Raw genomic sequence first — 16,059 nt, 5'->3', positions numbered from 1 at the left:
TTTTGCCCATCACCCTTTCCCCGCGACTGACCGCCGGTTAACAGCGCCGGCGCGTCCCGACAATCAATTCCGCGCGGCCCCGTTGGACAGCGCCGCCGTGTCCACCAGCAGGTCGAGCTGCGCCGTGCATTGGCGCGCGATCAGGCTGGATGCGATGCCGTCCAGCCCCGCCGTTTCCGGGCTGACCAGTGCGAAGCGAACATCGGCTGCACGCGATCCGTCGCTCAGGCGATAGGCGGCACCGTCACGGACTGGCACGGCGACCGGCCAGCCAGTCACTGATTCGCCGGCGGCGAAGCTTGCCGTCGCCTGCACGCCATCGCCGATGACGCGTACCGTTCCCGATTTGGCCGGATCCGCACGCCACAGGCGCACCGCGGCGGGATCGGCAACGCAAAGCGTTCCGGATTGCGCGACATCGACCATCCAGAGATTGGGTCGGCGTGGTGGAGCGGCCGGCGTTTCGCCAATGGTGCCGCGTACTGCCCCGGTTCTGGCGCGCCGCACCCGCTTGGTATCCAGCAGGGCGGAGAGCATCACATTATTGGCGGGTGCCGCACTGGCGGCGGCGGCGACGTTGAAGCTGCCGGGCCCACGCAGCGTCCGCGTGCCCTTCGCATCCAGCAGCGTCACCACATCGCCCGCTTTCAGCGTGAGCGATCCGCCATCGCCCAGTTTGCTGCCCGGCTTGTAGGTCGCGGCCGAGGGTCCGGTGGCGCGCACCACCATGGTCTCCGCTGCGGCCTGCCCGCCCAGCCCCGCAACGACATATCCGGCCAATGCGCCGCGCGCGGCAAGCTTACCCCAGACCATAGCTACTTCCTTCCCCGATATGCTCATAACGATATAGCAGATTGGCGATGGCCGCATCGTCCGGATGATGGTTAACCATCATTTTGAGACGTTGCCGCGCAGCGTTCTGCGCGTCGGCATCCTCGCCATCGAATACCGCCAATATCTGCGCCAGTGCCGCGCGTTCTCCGGCGGGAAAGTCCGGCGCCGGCTCGAACAGGTCGACCGGGGTCGATCGGCCGCGCAGTCGCACCCGCCCCATCGGACGCCACCAGTCCAGCCCCGACAGCAACATCGCTTCCCGGCTTGCCAGGACGTTCGTTTCCAGCGCCTTGTTTGCCGCCTCCAGCCGTGATGCCGTATTCATGCTGTCGCCGAGCGCGGTATATTGGATGCGCCCTTCGCCGCCGAAATTGCCGACGATCGCTTCGCCATGATGCAATCCGACGCGGGTCCGCCCGATCGGTGGCACGCCGGGGGGCAGGTCACGACGGAACGCTTCCCCCGCCCGCCACATGGCGTAGGCAGCAAGCGCGGCGTTGCGTCCGTCGTCCGGCCGGGCAATGGGCGCCCCCCAGAAGGCGACCACCGCATCGCCAACGAACTTGTCGATGGTTCCGCCATGGGCCAGCACCACATCGCTCAACATGTCGAGATAGCGATTGAGCAACTGGGCGACCATTTCTGGCGCAATGGCGTGGCTGAGCTTGGTGAAGCCCTCCAGGTCGGTGAACAGGGTGAAGATCAACCGCTTTTCGCCGTGCAGCGCCAGCTTCTCCGGCTCCGCCAATATCTGCGCGGCGATGTCGCGGGGCAGATATTTGCCCAGCGCCGCCTGCGCGAAGCGCCGCTGCTGAGAGGTCACGGCCCGCGCCGCCACGCCGATGGCCGTGAAGGCCAGCACCCAGCCCAGCACCCATCCGACCGCCGGCAGTCCCTTGGTGTCCCATCCCCGTGCCTGAAGCCAGAGGGGTACGCCCGCAATCGCCCCGGCCTGTACGACCAGCGCCGGCACCAGCGCGAACCATCGCAATTCCGCCAGGCTGGTCAAGCCCGCCGCGCAGACGACCAGCAGCGCCGCGAACCAGCGCCACCCCTCCGGCACTGCGGCCAGGCGTGCGCCGTCGAGCAATTGCGCCAGCATCGTCGCGTGCACTTCAAGCCCGATCATGGTCGAACGTGCCTGCCGCCCCGATAATGGCGTTTCGAACTGGTCGATATCGACGATATCACCGCCGATCAGCACGTGCCGCCCGCGCACCATGGCGGCGAGCGCCGGGGCCATGGCGGGATCGGCCAGGGTATCGATCTGGAGACTGGGAATCACCGGCTCCTCCGACCCGTCGGCCTGCCTGATCGGCAGGCGGAAGCGGATCGCGCCGCGATAGTCGCGAAAGGATGCGGAAGGCTGCATCGCCAGCGTCAGCAAGGGGGGCTGTCCTGGCGTCGGAACGGGCCAGCTTCGTACCACATTGTCCGCATCGGTTTCCAGCCGGATACTGGCGGGACGGACCCTGGCCGTCCGCGCCTCGCCGATGAAGCGATCAAGATATTGCTGCTGCTCGAAGATGATCTGTTCCTGATTGTCGCCCAGATTGGCGTAGCCGAGCCAGACCGGCGTGCGCATGGCGTGGAGGGTGGAGAGCAGTTCGCCATCCTCGTCCTGCGGCTGGTCGAACAGGATGTCGATCCCGATCGACTTTGCCCCCATGGCATCGATGTTCCGAAGCGCCCGCGCCAGCAGGCCCCGGTCGAGCGGCGACCGCTTGCGCGTGGCGATCAGGGTCTGGTCGTCATAGACCAGCATCAGGATGCGCTGGTCCTGCGCCACGCGGGGCGCGAAAGTCGCGGCTCGCCAGTCGTACAGGCCTCTCTCCGCATCGGCGGTCAGGACTTCTCGCGCCCTTCCGCCGCCCAGGGGACGGTTCCAGTCCCACCCGGCCAGGAACAGCGCCAGCAGCAAAAGCGCCCCCGTCGCTGCCAGGCGCCAGCGTCCCGTCTCCCGCACCAGTCGCGCGCCGCGGCGCAGCAGGCCCCGCATCGGCATGATGATCAGCGGCGCGCGATCAGTGGACGCGCGCCGTCGCCGATGATGGCGAAACCGGACCAGTAGAAGGGATGGGAGGTTTCCGCATCATCCATCAGCCTGATCTGTGCGGCCTGCAACGCCTCGGCCATGGGCTGGTCCGCCCCGGCGGCAAACAGGCCGGCCATGAGCCGCTCGGTCGCATGATAATCCTCTGGCGCGGGCCAGTGGCTGGCGATGACGGCGCGGCTTCCCGCACCGATGAAGGCGCGCACCAGCCCGTCCAGTGCGCCGCCGCCGCCCGAAAGTCCCGCCGCCCGCGTTGTCTCCACACCGGCCGCGCCCGCCGTGTCGCAGGCGGACAAAACGACCAGGTCAGCATTCAGCCGCAGGTCGAAAATCTCGCTGAACTGCAACAGGCCGTCCGATTTCCGGTCCGGCGCGAAGCTGGTGAGCAGGGCCGGGCGCGCCGGGCATCCCGGATGCGGCGGCGTCACGAGCCCATGGGTGGCGAAATGCAGGATGCGAAAGCGATCGAGGTCACTCCGCGCCATCACCGCTTCGTCCGTGAAGGCAGTGCCCGTAATCAGTTCGCTGCCCTGCCCGCCAATGGCCCGCGCCGCTTCCCGCAACTCCGTGGCGGGGATGGGACGGTTCCATTGCAAGGGCGACCAGCCGCAATCGGCCGTGGACCCGCTGGACAATGCGCCCCGGCTGGAGGCCGCCAGCACCGGCCCGGCAAGCGGCGCATTGTCGCCAAAGCCGATATAGCTCTGCGTCGCGCTGGAGGGCGCCGCCGCCCGGGCGTCGCGAAAGGCTCTCGCCGACAGGGCCGTGCTGACCGCATGGTCGCGGCCCAGCCAGTCAATGCCGCGAAAATCGAACTCGTCGCCCCCTTGGGCGATACGCGCCTCATAGGCGTCCACGCCCGCCTGACCGGCGATCAGCAGATTGACCGGCAGTTGCAGCATCGCGCCATCGGGCTCGAAGATCAGGTGCCGTAGCGGCTTCAACCGCTGCTCCACCGGTCCGAACAGGTCGAGATAGAGGCTGCGCGCCACCGGAACGTCCAGCGCGTAGGTGGTCTGCGCGCCATTGAGATCGATGGAGATCGTCTCGCGCAGCGCCGTCACCTTGCGCGCCACATCGGTCGCGCTGGCCACCAGCCGATATCCGGTCGCGCCGTCGGCATCGATCCAGAGGGCGTAAAGCGCGTCGCCCAGTTGCGCCAGCTTGTAATAGCCCTCGCCCGGTTTCAGCGTCGCCTGCATTTCGGCCAGCGTCAGCCCCTGCGGACTCAGCGCACGATATTGGGGATAGGCCGCCAATGCTGCCAGCGTACTGGCCTGATCGGCGGCAAGCTGGTCAATGTCGGCCTGCGCCTGCGCGACGTCGGGCAACAAGGCGCCCTGCCCCTCGGCCGCCTGCCGCAATTGCGCCAGGGCGATCCGCCCGCGCTCTATGTCGCGCGACAGGGACACCGACTGGCGGAAAAGCCGCGCTGCCTCTCCGTCACCGGCGGACAGCTCGCGGCTCAGTTGCTCCAGCGTATCGGCCGCGCCGGGGCGCATCAGCATCTGCGACGCCGCGAACAGATCGGCGGTCAGTTCAGGTCGCGTGGGAATTTCCTGCGCCAACAGACTGAAATAGGGCTGAAGCTGGTTCGCCATGCCGGTCAGCGCAGCGCGGTTCTCCATGGCGGAGGCGACGATGCCGCGATAAATCTTCAGCGCGTCCTCATTGCGACCCCGCCGGATCAGGAATGCGCCCAGCCGCGCTCGTGCGCCGTTCAATGCTATGGTTTCAGGATATTGCGCGCCCAGCAATGCCAGCGCCTCGTTCAGTTGACGCTCCGCCTGCCCATAATCCCCCTGCGCTTCATAGGTCAGGGCGATCTCTCCCAGAAGCTGGGCGCGCAGGCGGGTGATCGACGTGACGCGCCCGTCACGGATCGCGACGGCGCTGGCCAGCGCTCTTGTCAGCACATCCCGCGCCGGCCCCGGCTGGCCCGACAGGCGCAGGATCGTGCCCCGCAATTGCTGCGCCTGCGCGTCCAGGATCGCCGCCCGCTCGGCCGGGGTCAGCCTGTTGTCCTGCCGCACTCCCAGAGCCCGTGCCTGCGACGCCCCGCTGCTCATTTCCGCAGCCAGCTCCGGCGGCAGGGAAACCGCGTCATCGCCGTCAGTCGAGGCAGTCGCGCCGGCGGTCATGGGGCGATCGAGTATCGCGAGCGCGCCCGCTATGTCCTGCCGGTTGATGTGATGCATCGCCTCGAAATTGCGGCGCAGCCGGATCTGCACGGCATCGGCGGTGGCAATGCCGCGCGCATCCGCGAAGGCCGTGTCCGCCTGATCGAACAGACCCAGGTTGGACAATTGAAGGCCCCGGTTGACCAGATATTCATGCGCCCGGTTCGCCCGCTCGGTCGGAGTCAGCTTCGCCGTATCGGGATCGCGCGCGAGCCGGTCCGTCAGGCTGTCGAAGAACTCCGCCGCTTCGGCATAATTGCCCGACGCATTGCGCCTGTAGCCTTCAGCAAGCACCGTTTGCGGATCCAGCGTCGCTGCCTGCAAACGGGCATAGCCGGCGCCGTTCGCACCCACCGTCGCGATATCGAGCTTACCCGGCACGATCCGCCCTGAAATGACCGAGCGGAGCCCAAGGTCAAGAGCGCTTGCATAGGCTGCATAGCCCTGCGCGACATAGACCGTCTTGCCGCGCTCGACGGTCAATATGCGATAGGGGCCGACTGCGCCGGTACAATTGCGCATGAGCGCAGCGCCAATTCCGGGTATATTGACGCCGCCGGGCGCACCGCATTCGACCGCCCCCTTGCGGGAGGCTGCAAGCCGATCCAGCAATGCCTCACCAGCATCGTCCGACCCGTTTCGCAGCGCGAAAATCTGACCTACTGGACTAGCTGCATCCCGGCACACCAGCGTCCACGCGCGATCGAACATCGTCCGCGCGGAGGGATCGCCCGACGCGCTCTGCGCCTGGCACAGGGCGCCGCCCTCGCTGCCGATGCGAAAGCTGTCGCTCAGCAATAGCCGGTCGCCCGTCGCCTGAGCATGCGCCGTCACGGACAGACTCAATGCAGCCCATCCGGCAGCACCGCCAACCAGCTTCCCCAATATGCCCAAGACCTGTCCCCCAAACCTTGCCGGATATGTCCGTGCAGGGCCCCCTAGAGCGATTTCCAAGCGATCGGAATGATCGCCGGTCAGGAAATCGCGGTAAAAAGCTCAAACGGCGATCTAATGGCCGTTGCTGCTTGATCGGGTCGTCATAACGCCGCCCGATGCCGCGCCGCAAGGTGAAAGGCACTTGGAAGCGGCCCGTTCCAGTTCCTCCTACTGGAAGGTGAGGCAGGGAGGTAACAGTCGCGTAAGAATCGATCTCTCTTGCGCAATTTTTATTGCATCCTGTGATGGGGCTGATCTAGATTAGGTTTTGAATAGTATTCCTGAAATGGACGCAGGCCCATATCAGTCAATAAACATAATTATAATAGTCAGTTTGTTAAAAGGGAGGATGAGATGACGGGATTTCCGCGCCACGAAAACATATTGCGTTTATCGGCCTCATGCCTTGTTCTGGCACTGTCGAGCATTTCTACCGCCGCTTTTTCGCAAGAAACGGACAATTCCTCTGATTGGTCGGGTAACGAGATTATCGTTACTGCCACGAAACGCAACGAATCTATCCAGAATGTGCCCTTCTCCATCAATGCGCAGACCGCCGAAGCCATGCAGCGCATGGGCGCCACCTCCATCGAAGACGTATCGCGCAGCGTTGCCGGCCTGACGGTCCAGAATCTAGGGCCGGGGCAGAGCCAGGTCTCCGTGCGCGGCGTATCCGCCGGCCAGGTCGTTCGCGACCAGCCGGGCGTCAAGGAACAGGTTGGCGTCTATCTGGACGAGTCCGTGATCTCCATGTCGCTGTTCACGCCCGATTTCGATCTGTTCGACCTCGACCGGGTGGAAACGCTGCGCGGACCGCAGGGCACGCTGTTCGGATCCGGTTCGGAAGGCGGCACCGTCCGCTACATCACCAAGCAGCCGAAACTCGGCCAGACCGAGGGCACGGTCGAAGGCGGCGCCAATGTCCTGAAGGGTGGCGATGTCGGTTATTCGGGCAAGGGCGCGATCAACCTGCCCCTGGGCGAGACGGCGGCAATCCGGGCCGTGGGCTATGCCGAACATTATGCGGGCTTCATCGACGCCATCGGCCCGGCCGCGGGCAAGAATATCAATGACGGCCGACGCTATGGCGGACGTCTCAGCCTGCTGTGGGAACCCGCGCCGGGCATCAAGGTGACGCCGCGCATCATCTATCAGGATATCAGGACAAACGGCTTCAACCGGGAGGACAGCTATCACCTCTATTATAACCCGCTGATCAGCCCGTCGGACGTCTTCCCGGAACGCACTCAATATCTGAAGCTGCGCGAGGAATTCCGCGACAAGACCACGCTCGCTGACCTGACGGCCAATATCGACATGGGGTCGGACATCGCGCTGACCTCGATCACCACCTATATTCACCGCGACATTCTGGTCAGCCGTGATGCGTCCGCGTTGACCGGGTCGGTGTCGGTCACGCCTTTCGTGATGTCCCTGGGCGTGGCGCCTGCTCTCGCCAATCTCCCATCCAATCTGAGGGACACGACCAGGCTCAAGCAATGGACGCAGGAACTGCGCCTTGCCTCGACCGGCGGAGGGCCGTTCCAATGGGTGCTGGGCGGCTTCTACAGCCATGTCGACCGCACCTATGAACAGCGCTTGCCGACGCCGGGCTATGACGCCATTGTCGACGCGACACTGGGTGCGGGCACTTCGGCCGGGGCAGCCAATGGCTTCCCGCTCGATTCGCCCTATAACGCCGACATTCCTTACATCATCAAGCAATATGCCGCATTTGGCGAGGCAAGCTACAAGCTTGGCCAGTTCAAGCTGACGGCGGGCGGTCGCTATTATGATTTCAAGGAGACGCGCGATTTCAAGACAGGTGGTCTCTTTTCCAACGGCGACGACCGCGTGGGCGACAAGACCGGTTCGACCGGCTTCTCCCCCCGTCTCATCGCCAGCTATGAAGCCAATCGCGACCTGACCTTCAACGTGCAGGCGTCCAAGGGTTTCCGCCTGGGCGGGGTCAACGATCCGCTGAACCTGCCGCTCTGCAGCGGCGGCGCCACCGGGCCGGATGCGGCGACCTATGGCAACCGTCCGACTTTCGAGGACGAGACGCTTTGGAACTATGAGGCCGGGGTCAAGGCGTCAGGCCGAGGCATCACGTTCAACGCCGCCCTCTTCTACAACGACATCAAGAACCTGCAGGTCACGGCGGATGCGGGAAGCTGTTCCTCGCGCGTCCTCTTCAACGTGCCGAAGGCCCATACGGCGGGCCTGGAAGCGGAACTGAGCGCCCGCATTTCCCCCAATTTCGATCTGTCGCTCAGCGGCAGCTATATCGACTCGAAGATCGACAGCAATGTCACTGACGCAGGCGGCGCGATCATCGCCGGCATCCGCAAGGGCAACCGCCTGCCCACCGTGCCGAAGTTCCAGATGGCGGCAGCGGCAACCTATACCGCGGAGATCGCGGCGGAAACCGATTGGTCTTTCACCGCCAGTGTCCAGCATGTGGGCGATCGCTACACCCAGCTTGCCGATCAGGAACCGGGTGCGGGCAGCTTCGCCAATTCCATCTATTATGATCCAGCAACCGGCGCCTACGGCACTGGCGCCTTCAACTTCGGTTCCTACAGATTGGGCGCCTATAATCTGGTCAACCTGTCGACCGGCGTCAGTTGGGACAGCGGCCTTTCGGTCACCCTCTATGTGAACAACCTGTTCGACGAGAATGCGCTGTATTCGTTGGACCGCGAGCGCGGCGGCCGGGGCCGGTTGGGTTACAATATCGGCACACCGCGCAAGATCGGCGTGACTGTCCGCAAGGACTTCTAAAAAGACGCCTGTGATCGGGACGCCGAAGGCCAGAGCGGCTTTCGGCGTCCTTATTTTGAGCGATACAGCCGTTCTCTCCGCCGCTATGGTCGGCGAATGATCGAGACCGGGAACGCAATCGCCACAGCCATGCGCTTTATCGATGGCGGCCTCTTCGCGATGGGTTCGGACCGCTTCTACCCGGAGGAAGCGCCCGTTCGGCAGGTACGCGTGGACGGCTTCTGGATCGATGAGACGCCCGTCACCAACCGGCAATTCGCGGAATTTGTCGACGCGACGGGTTACCGCACCTTTGCGGAAACCCCGCCAGACCCGAAGGATTATCCCGGCATGCCACCCGAAATGGCGCGCGCCGGGTCATTGCTGTTTCAGCGCACCGCCATGCCGGTCGATCTGAACGATGTCAGCCAATGGTGGCATTTCAGCTTCGGCACGGACTGGCGTCATCCCCACGGTCCCGACAGCAATCTGGACGATCTTTGGGATCATCCTGTGGTTCATGTCGTCTTTGAGGACGCCGATGCCTATGCCCGATGGGCGGGCAAGGCGTTGCCGACCGAGGCGGAATGGGAATTTGCGGCGCGCGGCGGGCTGGACGGCGCGGATTATGCCTGGGGCGATGAACTCGCGCCTGGTGGCATTTGCCAGGCCAATTACTGGCAGGGCCTGTTTCCCTGCAGCAATCTGCTGGAGGACGGCTATGAACGGACCTCGCCAGTGCGCAGCTATGCGCCCAATGGCTATGGCCTTTACGATATGATCGGCAATGTCTGGGAATGGACGGCCGACTGGTATGCCCAGCCCAGGATCGCGCGCAAGACGAAGGGAAGCTGCTGCGTTCCCGCGAACCCGCGGGGCGGCACGAAGCGCGAAAGCCTCGATCCCGCCAATCCCGACGTGCCTATCCCGCGAAAGGTGTTGAAGGGGGGATCCCATCTGTGTGCGCCCAGCTATTGCCAGCGCTATCGCCCTGCCGCACGCCACCCGCAGGCGGTGGACAGTTCGACCAGCCATATCGGCTTTCGCTGCATCGTCCGCGATCCGCAGCGCTGACTATCAAACAAACGGAAATCTATCATGCTCAACATGCCCTGGGACCAGCCCGCCACCATGATCGACCTCGACGGAAAGGCGCCGATCATCGGCACGATCCGCGATTGCGCCCAGCATTTTGCGATCTTCAAGCCCCATGCGAAGGAACAGGCGCGCATCCTGCTGACCCAGCCAGTTCATCGCGAAGGCCGCAAGACACGGACCTGGGTGTTGGAGCCATGGGAGATCGAAAAGCTGGTCGAACGGCTGAGGGCGGAAGTGCACTGAGATCGCGGCGGATCTGGAGCGGTCAATCCGAGCCGATCGATCGCTTCAACCAGGCTTCTTCAAACGGCCCCGCCCAAGGCCCTCACCAGCGCGACGCTCGCCCGCATCCGCTGGGTTTGCACCGCCAGCAAAGCCCGCTGCGCTTCCAGCGCGTCGGTCTGCGCCGTCACCACTTCCAGATAATCGGACGCGCCATCGCGATATCGCGTGAGCGCCAGCTCGCTGGTCCGCCCGGCCGCCGTCGCCGCGCCGCGCTGGCTCACCGCCTGATCGGCCAGATGCCGGTTCGCCGCCAGGGCATCCTCGACCTGCCGGAACGCGCCCAGCACGGTTTCCCGATAGCCCGCCGTCATTTCCTCATATTCCGCGCGCGACATTCTGACCCCCGCCCTGCGCCGTCCCCCGTCGAACAATGCCAGGACTGCGGATGCCGGGCCTAAACCCCAGAAGCTGTTTGGCTTGCTGAACAATTCGCCATGACTGGCCTGATAGCCGCCGGACAGTCCCAGCGTCAGCGTCGGGAAGAAGGCTGCCCTCGCCACGCCGATCCGTGCATTGGCCGCAAATATTCGCCGTTCGGCAGCGGCAATGTCCGGCCTGCGCTGCAACAGTTGCGAAGGGGCGCCGACCGGCAGTTCGGGCGCCGTGAGCGGCTGCACCCGCACCGGGATCGAAAAGTCGGACGCTATGGCCCCCACCAGCGCGGCGATCTCATGCTCGGTCGCCGCCCGCTCATTGGCGACGGCGGAAATCTGCGCCTGCGCATTGTCCAGCACGGTCTTCGCGCGATTGACGTCGATGCCGGACGCTATGCCGCCATCATGCCGCGTCGTGGTCAGGCGATAGGCCTTGCCGAACGCATCCACCGTCTGGCGCAGCAGTTCCGCCTCCGCATCCAGCCCGCGCAACCGGGCATAGGCATCCGCCACAGCCGCCTGAAGGCTGAGCCGGGCGGACGCAAGATCGGCTTCGCTTGCCTGCGCGTCAGCCCGCGCCGCTTTCACGCTGTTGCGGATGCGGCCCCACAGGTCCAACTCATAGTCGAGCGTCGCCCCGACCGAAAAATCATCATAGACCGGCGCCGCCCCATTGCCGCCGAAGCGATTGCCCGACAGCCGCTGACGGCTCGCGTCGCCCCCTGCGTTTACCTGCGGAAACAGGTCCGCCCGCTCGATCCCTGCCGCCGCCTTCGCCTGGTCATAGCGCGCCAACGCCGCCGCCAGGGTCGGGCTCGCCTGCTCTGCCCGCGCCTCCAGATCGTTCAGCACCGGGTCGCCAAAGGCTTCCCACCACTGGCCACGCGGAGCCTGATCCATCGGCGTCGCAGCCGTCCACCCTTCCAATTCCTTGAAATTCTGCGGCACCGGGGTTGCAGGCGGTTGATAGTCCGGCGCCATCGAACATCCCGCCAGCCCCACCAGCAGCAGAAACGCAATCCTGCGATCAACCACCATGGGCCACAGCCTTGGCAGCTCTCTGGACGCGCACCTTGTCGCCGCTGCGAATGGCGTCGGGCGGCGTGTCGATGACCTGGTCTGTTGGCCGGACCCCACCCGAGAGCAACACGACATTGCCCTCGTCGCGGGCGATGGCGACTGGCTTTACGGCCACGCGGCCATCCCCTCCCACCACCGCTACGGTCGGTCCGTCATTGCCGTAGAGGATCGCGCTTCCCGGCAAGGTCACGCCATTGCCGGATCCCGCCGGCACCTTGAAGCGGACCTGCGCGTAAGCACCCGGCTTCAGCGCGCCGTCGCCATTGTCCGCCTGCAACTGCACCAGCACCGCGCCTGACTGCGCATCTACCGCACCCGAACTGCTGGTCAGCATCGCATCGAAACTGCGCCCGGGATATTCCGGCAGGGTCAGCGTTGCCGCCATGCCGGGCCTGATGGCCGCCGAATAGCCCTGCGGCACGCGCACATAGATGCGCATCCGGTGGGTGTCCGACACGGTGAACAAGGGCTGGGCCGCCGCATTGCCCGCCACCACCAGCGCCCCGATCTGCGCCGACCGGCTGGTCACTACGCCGCTGAACGGCGCCGACAGCCGGGTGAATCCTTGCAGCGCCTGCAAGCGCTTCACATTGGCGAGCGCGGCGTTGGACAGCGCCTTGCGCGCGGCAAGATCGCCGGCCTTCTCGTCCGCCTCCTGCCGTGAAACGGCATCCTGCGCCAACATCGACGACCACCGCCGGGAGGTGGTGGCGGCCAGCCGTTCATTGGCGAGCGCGGTCTGATAATCCGCCTGCGCCTGCGCGAGCTGCTGGTCAACCTCTGGCGCGTCCAATATGGCAAGCGGCTCGCCGGCCCGGACATGATCGCCGATATCGGCCAGCCAGCGCCGCACATAGCCGTTGGTCCGGGCAAAGATCGCCGCGCTGTTATAGGCCTGAACATTGCCAGGCAGAACCAGCGCGTCGCCCTCGCCGGCGGTGGCGGGCATCACGACCGCGACGGTGGGTATGGCGGCGTCGGCGGCCACCTGCTTCAGCTCATTGGTCGCGTGGATGCGCGATGCGATGCCCAGGCCGACAACAGCGACGGCGATGACCGCCGCACCGACGCCCACCCGCTTCAGCGTGCGGCTGTCGGGGCCTTGTGCCTCGGGATGTTCGATGGGGTTGTGCTCAGACATGGTGGGGCTGCATTTCCAGGGAAGGCGCCTTCTGCCCATGCTTGCGATGGACGAAGGCAAAAATGGTGGGGACGAAGAACAGGGTTGCGATGGTCGCGCAGATCAGGCCGCCGATGACGGCGCGGCCAAGCGGCGCATTCTGCTCGCCGCCATCGCCCAGGCCGAGCGCCATCGGTCCCATTCCGATGATCATGGCGAGCGCGGTCATCAGCACCGGGCGAAAGCGCACCATGCCCGCCTCCAGCGCGGCCTTGCCGGCATCGCCGAGTTCGGCGAGCTTTTCCCGCGCAAAGCTGACGACCAGGATGGAGTTGGCGGTCGCCACGCCCATGCACATGATCGCCCCGGTCAGCGCCGGCACGGACAATGTCGTGCCGGTAATGAACAGCATCCACACAATGCCCGCCAGCGCCGCGGGCAAGGCGGTGATGATCACGAAGGGATCGACCCAGCTCTGGAAATTGACGACGATCAACAGGTAGATCAGCACGATCGCCCCCGCCAGACCCCAGCCAAGCCCCGAAAAGGCCGTGTTCATCGTCGCATATTGGCCGCGAATTGTGACGGTCGTGCCCTTGGGCAGTTCCTTCTCCAATGATTTGATCGCCCGTTGAACATCGGCGGCGACCGCGCCCAGATCCCGTCCCTGCGTCGTCGCGAAAATGTCCAGCACGGGCGCAATATCATAGTGCGTGACAACCGGCACCGTGTTGGACCGCCGGATCGTCGCCAGCCCGCCCAGCGGCTGAACAGGGGCGCCGGACGCACTGCTCGACACCGGCACATTGCTGAGATCGCTCATCGATCCCACAAGATATTCCGGCGCCTGCGCGACCACCGGATACTGGACGCCGTTTTCCGGATTCACGAAATAGACCGGTGCCGTTTGCGAAGTACCCGCAAGCTGGCTGGCCAGGCTGGTCGTCACGTCGCGCTCCGAAAGTCCATATTGCCCGACCCGCGAACGGTCGACCTCCACCTCGAGCTGGGGCGAGCGTGCCGGCTGCTGGATACGGGCATCGGCCAGCCCGGAAATGGCCGCCATCCTCGCCAGCAGCTTCTGGGCATAGGCGCGGTTGCCATCGGCATTCTTGCCCGCAATCTGCACGTCGATGGGGGCTGGCGCGCCGAAATTTAGGATCTGGCTGGTGATGTCGGCCGGCAGGAAGGCGAAGCTCGTTCCAGGGAAGCGACGGGGCAATTCCCGCCGCAGCTTCGCGACAATCTCGTCGGTCGGCCGGTGATCCCTCGTCAGGGCGATCAGCATGTCGCCATCCTGCGGGCCAATGGTGCCGCTATTGTTGTAGATGGTGTTGATGCCGCTGACCGGCAGGCCGATATTGTCCGTGATGGAGGCGAGTTCCTCCGCCGGAATCATCGAGCGGACTTCCCGCGCGATGCGATCGAAGCGCGCGGCGCTGTCTTCGATCCGCGAGCCCACCGGCACGCGCACATGCATCGCGATCTGGCCGGAATCGACCGAGGGGAAGAAATTGCTGCCCAGCATCGGCAGCAGCGCGAAGGACAGCAGCACGATGGCCATGAAGCCCAGCAGGAAGGGCTTGCGCGCATGGAGCGCCCGGTGCAGCAGCCCGACATAGCCGCGCCTGGTCTTCTCGAAGCGCTTTTCGAACCCGCGCTGGAACCGGACCAGCGGATTGCGGGAAGCGGGCGCCCCGGCCAGGTGCATATCGCCCCCCTCGGCATGGGGCTTCAGCAGATACATCGCTATGGTCGGCACCAGCGTCCGCGACAGGATGAAGGACGCGATCATCGCGAATACGACGGACAGGGCCATCGGCACGAACAGGAAGCCTGCGACGCCGGGCAGGAAGAACATCGGCACGAAAACGATGCATATGCACAGCAGCGATACGAAGGCCGGCGTCACGATCTGCGCCGCGCCGTCCAATATGGCTTCGATCACGCCCTTGCCCTGTTCCAGATGCCAGTTGATATTTTCTATGGTCACGGTCGCATCGTCGACCAATATGCCGACCGCCAGGGCCAGGCCGCCCAGCGTCATGACGTTCAGCGTCTGGCCGAAAGCTGCCAGCGCCGCGATGGCGGCCAATATGGCGAGCGGGATCGACAGGGCGATGATCACCGTCGAACGCCAGGATCCCAGGAACAGCAGGATCATCAGCGATGTCAGCGCCGCGGCGATCGCGCCTTCATGAATGACGCCTTCCACGGCTGCCTTCACGAAAAGCGACTGATCGCCGATGGGCAGGATCTTGAGCGCGTCGGGCAGGCCCGCGGCAATCTGCGGCAGTTTCTGCTTGACGCCGTCAACGATCGCCAGGGTGGAGGTCGCGCCGTTCTTGAGGACGGTCAGCAGCACCGACCGGCTGCCCTCGACATGCACGATATTCTGCTGCGGACCGCTGCCGTCGCGAACATGCGCGACGTCCCGCATGGTGATGGTCGCGCCGTTCACGACCTTGACCGGCAGGTCGTTCAGTGCCTCGATGGAGGACGGGGCGTTGTTCAACTTCACACTATATTGCGTTTCGCCGATCTTGACGAAGCCGGCCGGGTTGATCTGGTTCTGCGCCGCGATGGCAGCGCCCACATCCTGCGCCGACAGCCCCTTCGATTGAAGCGCCAGCGGGTTGAGGTCGATCTGAACCTGCCGCTGCTTGCCGCCGGACGGGAATGGCATGGCAAGACCGGGCACCGTGATCAGAGGCGGGCGGACCTGGTTCATGCCCATGTCGAACAATTGCTGTTCCGACAGCCCCTTTCCCGACAGGGCAAGCTGGAGGATGGGAACGGTCGATGCACTATAGTTCAGGATCAGCGGTGGCGTAATTCCCGGCGGCATCTGGCGCAGCACGGTCTGCGACACCGATGTCACCTGCGCCGTGGCGGTCCGGATGTCGGCGCCCGGCTGGAAATAGATCTTGATGACGCCGATACCCTGAAGCGACTGGCTCTCGATATGGTCGATATCATTGACCGTCGTCGTCAGCACCCGCTCATAGGGATTGACGATGCGGTTCGCCATGTCCTCCGGCGACAGGCCCGCATATTGCCAGGCAACGGCCACCACCGGGATGCGGATGTTGGGGAAGATGTCGACCGGGGTGCGCACGGCCGCCAGAACCCCGCCGATCGCGATCAGGATTGCCATTACGATGAAGGTCAGCGGACGATGTAGGGCAACCTTGACGATATCGATCATTCACGACTCCACGCAAGCGCCGCCAGGTGATCCCCGCCGCACATGAAACGCGACCTCTCCGAATATATTTTCGCCTTCTGGGACCAGGGACGAACAGCGCCAGGAAATGCGCATATCTTTTTTCGCAT

Annotated in this window: 9 protein-coding genes; 3 read left to right on the top strand and 6 right to left on the bottom strand. The window is 64.8% G+C overall.

The features are described from left to right. Positions 1-63 precede the first annotated feature (63 nt). Genes MRBLSP13_RS00510 through MRBLSP13_RS00500 form a run of 3 tightly spaced genes read right to left on the bottom strand, consistent with a single transcriptional unit; the run spans position 64 to position 5,913 of the window. Positions 64-813 carry a hypothetical protein gene (locus MRBLSP13_RS00510; RefSeq protein ID WP_363736008.1) on the bottom strand — a complete coding sequence of 250 codons (750 nt, stop codon included), beginning with the start codon at positions 811-813 and terminating at the stop codon, positions 64-66. After that, positions 800-2,839, bottom strand: a complete 2,040-nt coding sequence (locus tag MRBLSP13_RS00505; protein ID WP_363736007.1) for an adenylate/guanylate cyclase domain-containing protein — start codon at positions 2,837-2,839, stop codon at positions 800-802. Before MRBLSP13_RS00505 ends, MRBLSP13_RS00510 begins: the two co-directional genes overlap by 14 nt. A gap of 5 nt (positions 2,840-2,844) precedes the next feature. Further along, a complete protein-coding gene (locus MRBLSP13_RS00500) occupies positions 2,845-5,913 on the bottom strand; it encodes a CHAT domain-containing protein (protein ID WP_414714685.1) in 3,069 nt (1,022 codons plus the stop codon). A gap of 444 nt (positions 5,914-6,357) precedes the next feature. On the opposite strand from MRBLSP13_RS00500, the gene MRBLSP13_RS00495 reads away from it, so the two are divergent. From MRBLSP13_RS00495 to MRBLSP13_RS00485, 3 genes are all read left to right on the top strand, one after another. After that, positions 6,358-8,787 carry a TonB-dependent receptor gene (locus MRBLSP13_RS00495; protein ID WP_363752045.1) on the top strand — a complete coding sequence of 810 codons (2,430 nt, stop codon included), beginning with the start codon at positions 6,358-6,360 and terminating at the stop codon, positions 8,785-8,787. Between the two features lie 129 nt (positions 8,788-8,916). Further along, positions 8,917-9,840, top strand: coding sequence for a formylglycine-generating enzyme family protein (locus MRBLSP13_RS00490; RefSeq protein ID WP_363752042.1), 924 nt, complete (start codon positions 8,917-8,919; stop codon positions 9,838-9,840). A gap of 24 nt (positions 9,841-9,864) precedes the next feature. Beyond that, the gene (locus MRBLSP13_RS00485; RefSeq protein ID WP_013053883.1) at positions 9,865-10,107 is read left to right on the top strand and encodes a hypothetical protein; all 243 of its coding nucleotides are present in this window, start codon (positions 9,865-9,867) and stop codon (positions 10,105-10,107) included. A gap of 59 nt (positions 10,108-10,166) precedes the next feature. On the opposite strand, the gene MRBLSP13_RS00480 is transcribed toward MRBLSP13_RS00485, so the two are convergent. From MRBLSP13_RS00480 to MRBLSP13_RS00470, 3 genes are read right to left on the bottom strand one after another with little or no spacing between them, the layout of a single operon-like run. Continuing rightward, entirely contained in the window at positions 10,167-11,561 is a 1,395-nt protein-coding gene (locus MRBLSP13_RS00480; RefSeq protein WP_363752039.1) for an efflux transporter outer membrane subunit, read from the bottom strand. After that, positions 11,551-12,744 carry an efflux RND transporter periplasmic adaptor subunit gene (locus MRBLSP13_RS00475; protein ID WP_363752036.1) on the bottom strand — a complete coding sequence of 398 codons (1,194 nt, stop codon included), beginning with the start codon at positions 12,742-12,744 and terminating at the stop codon, positions 11,551-11,553. Before MRBLSP13_RS00475 ends, MRBLSP13_RS00480 begins: the two co-directional genes overlap by 11 nt. Next, entirely contained in the window at positions 12,737-15,931 is a 3,195-nt protein-coding gene (locus tag MRBLSP13_RS00470; protein ID WP_363752033.1) for an efflux RND transporter permease subunit, read from the bottom strand. The genes MRBLSP13_RS00475 and MRBLSP13_RS00470 overlap by 8 nt, the downstream gene beginning before the upstream one ends. Positions 15,932-16,059: the final 128 nt, after the last annotated feature.

Source organism: Sphingobium sp. LSP13-1-1.1 (genome assembly GCF_040676415.1).
In the GTDB taxonomy this organism is placed as follows: domain Bacteria; phylum Pseudomonadota; class Alphaproteobacteria; order Sphingomonadales; family Sphingomonadaceae; genus Sphingobium.
The sequence above is the reverse complement of the archived record's forward strand: the minus strand, read 5'-3'. Positions and strand labels throughout refer to the sequence as shown.

What these genes read in the sequence shown, in the direction of transcription:
- MRBLSP13_RS00510 (WP_363736008.1), bottom strand. Translation starts at nt 813, where the DNA reads ATGGTCTGGGGTAAGCTTGCCGCGCGCGGCGCATTGGCCGGATATGTC.
- MRBLSP13_RS00505 (WP_363736007.1), bottom strand. Translation starts at nt 2,839, where the DNA reads ATGCCGATGCGGGGCCTGCTGCGCCGCGGCGCGCGACTGGTGCGGGAG.
- MRBLSP13_RS00495 (WP_363752045.1), top strand. Translation starts at nt 6,358, where the DNA reads ATGACGGGATTTCCGCGCCACGAAAACATATTGCGTTTATCGGCCTCA.
- MRBLSP13_RS00490 (WP_363752042.1), top strand. Translation starts at nt 8,917, where the DNA reads ATGCGCTTTATCGATGGCGGCCTCTTCGCGATGGGTTCGGACCGCTTC.
- MRBLSP13_RS00485 (WP_013053883.1), top strand. Translation starts at nt 9,865, where the DNA reads ATGCTCAACATGCCCTGGGACCAGCCCGCCACCATGATCGACCTCGAC.
- MRBLSP13_RS00480 (WP_363752039.1), bottom strand. Translation starts at nt 11,561, where the DNA reads ATGGTGGTTGATCGCAGGATTGCGTTTCTGCTGCTGGTGGGGCTGGCG.
- MRBLSP13_RS00475 (WP_363752036.1), bottom strand. Translation starts at nt 12,744, where the DNA reads ATGTCTGAGCACAACCCCATCGAACATCCCGAGGCACAAGGCCCCGAC.
- MRBLSP13_RS00470 (WP_363752033.1), bottom strand. Translation starts at nt 15,931, where the DNA reads ATGATCGATATCGTCAAGGTTGCCCTACATCGTCCGCTGACCTTCATC.